1 pseudogene is annotated in these 2,896 nt (G+C 43.3%); it reads left to right on the top strand.

The window, feature by feature from the left end:
* Positions 1–374: 374 nt before the first annotated feature.
* Positions 375–2,896: pseudogene (locus tag NJ959_RS28010) on the top strand (hypothetical protein); the annotation flags it as partial.

Below are 2,896 nucleotides of genomic sequence, written 5' to 3'. Positions count from 1 at the left end.
TTTCCATTCTCCTAATTTAACAAAAAAAAATCAACTTGTCAAGGGGTTGCGGCTGGAAAATCTCCCTCCGATCTTAGCTTCCGCTTGGGGATATCTCAGTTATCGCGATCGCAATCTGGGATGTTAAAGAGGGGATATGGGATGTTAAAGAGGGAAAGTGCGCCAATTGCACTAGCGAATGCGATAACTTCCCTTTAAAACCAGCTCCGATTTTAAAGGGAAGTTATACTGAATCCGGGTTATCCACCCGATGAAGCCGTTGAAACCTTTACAGACTCTCCTTTCGTCTGGTAACCCAGACGAAAAAATAAAGGGAGCAGCCAACCCACTTTACCCGCTCCTACACCATCCTTCCCTACTTCCCATTTCCTGCAATGACTAACACTCCTAATCCCGATAACCAACCAGAGTCAAATCCGAATCCTCCTGTCAGACGTTTCCCTTGGCGACGTTTGTGGATTAGTTTTGGTGTTATTTTCCTGCTAGTTGTCGCTGGAGGCACAACCGCTGGGTGGATTTTTGTCCAACGTTTCTTAGCGCCGATGGTGGAGGACAATGTGGCAAAACTACTCAATCGTCCCCTAGAGATGGGAAAGGTGGAACGTTTTTCTTTGAATAGTTTGCGGTTTGGTGCTTCAAAATTACCCGCCACGGCGATAGATAGCGATCGCGGTACTGCTGAAGCGGTGGAAGTAGCTTATAATCTGGTAAAACTTTTATTCTATCGTAAACTAGAATTAGATGTAACTCTGGTTAATCCTGATGTCTATATCGAACAAGATAAGGATAGTAGATGGGTTGCCACAGAAATTCAGAATTTACCGGAAGGGGCGATTAAGATTAATCTCCAATTTCTGCGGCTGCGACAGGGGAATGTTGTCTTAGTCGGGAGAAGGGATAATGGTAAGCTTAATCCTCCTGTAACTGTGTCTCTGTCTGGTGGAAATAGTCAATTTTTAGATAATAATAAACGGATTCTATTTGATGGCTCTGGCAAGGTGGGGAAGGATGGTAAATTTAGTCTTCATGGCGAGTATCTGGCACCAAAAAAAGATGATGCTCCAAATGGAAATGCTAAGAGAGGGGAGAATCTAAGTTATACAAAATTACAATTGAATGGTACAAATATAAATGCTATCGAATTGGGTAGATTAGTTCCCCTGCCTATTGATTTACAAGGTGGGAAAGTTGGTGGTAATTTGGAGGTAGTATTTGAACCCACAAAACCTTTACAGTTTTTGGGGGTTGCTACTTTAAATCAGGTGACAGCAAGAGTACCTGCCTTACCTCAAGCTTTTGCTAAAACTAATGGTAGTTTACGGTTTAAAGGTACTCAAGTACGACTGGAAAAGGTAAAGACACAATTTGGTCAAATTCCAGTCGAAGCTAACGGGGTATTAGATACCCAAACTAATTTTAACTTATTGGCGCGGACTGAACCGATTACACCAAAACAGGTTTTACAGACATTTAATATTAAAACTGCCCCTGTGCCAATTGCGGGGATGGTGCAAGCTGCCATACGAGTAACTGGCGCTCTGGCAAAACCAATAGTTTCTGGTGAGTTTATTACAACTAAAACTACCCAAGTTGACAAGGTAAGTTTTCGTGCTATTAGTGGTAGCTTTAAATTAGATACATCTAAGGTAATTGCTGGGTTACCCCTATTAGAAATTAATAATTTACGCGCTATTCCTATTTTAGGGGGTGTGGTAACTGGACAAGGAGTGGTGCAATTAGGTGAGAAGGGTGGGTTGCGCTTTGACGTATTTGGGGATAACTTGCCAGGTGCTGCGATCGCAAATATATATAAGATAAGTTTACCATTTCCCATTGGTCCGGTTTCTGGAAAGGCACAGTTTTTCGGTCCTCTCGATAATCCCCGCAACCTTCGCGCTACGGGTTCGGCTCGTTTTAATATGGCAGGTGGTACGATTAATGCTACCAATATACAGTTTCTCAACCCATGGCTTTCGGCAGAAGTACAAGCTCTGGGAGTACAATTAGAAAGGCTAACCCAAGTACCGCCCAATTTTAAGGGACCTCTTACAGGTAAGTTTACTGTAGCTGTTAATTTTGATCGGCCTGGATTATCTGGAATTGCTAGTCGGGGGGTGGGCAGTCTTAATCTCGCTGGCGGTACAATTAGTGCCAATGATATGGCACTGTTGCGAGGGCGTTGGCAAACTAATGTGGCGGCTAAGGGTATTGAGTTGGGGCGGCTATTTCCCCAAATTCCGCCACTACTTCAGATTCCGGTTAATGGTACTTTTTATCTTACTGGTCCGGTGGATAAGTTTTCCCTTTCTCAAGTTAATGGTAGAGGAAGTGGAAATCTAAATCTAGCTGGAGGAAGTGTTACGGCAGGGGATATCCAAATAAATGGTGGTGGTTGGCGGGCGATTATTCGAGCAGTCGGTATTAACTTAGAGAAATTAATCCCTTCTTCCCCATTTCCCATTCCCTATTCCCCTTTTACAGGTACTTTTAACTCTTCCGGCTCTCTGAGGGAGTTTTCCCCTTCGGCTATTCAGGTATCCGGTGGTGGGGAAATTCAGGTTGGTGGTGGAATTGTCAGGATATCAGAGGTGAAACTTAATCGAGGTAGTTTTAGTACTCATATTCAAACTAATGGCGTAAACTTAGCTGGCTTAGTACCCCAATTACCACCTCAATTTGCTGGAAGTATTGCAGGGAAGTTTAATTTAACTGGAAATTTAGCTAATTTATCCCCTTCTGCGATCGCAGCTAGTGGTAGTGGTAGTGTAAATATAGGTGAGGGCAGGATTAATTTATTAGATGTCGAGCTAGCCGATGGTAGTTTTCGCACTAATATCCAAACCGATGGCGTAAACTTAGCTGGCTTAGTACCCCAATTACCACCTCAATTTGCTGG

This window comes from Limnofasciculus baicalensis BBK-W-15 (assembly GCF_024178385.1).
Taxonomy (GTDB): Bacteria; Cyanobacteriota; Cyanobacteriia; order Cyanobacteriales; family Coleofasciculaceae; genus Limnofasciculus; species Limnofasciculus baicalensis.
Note: the sequence above shows the minus strand (reverse complement) of the source record. Positions and strands in the feature narration are given on the sequence as shown.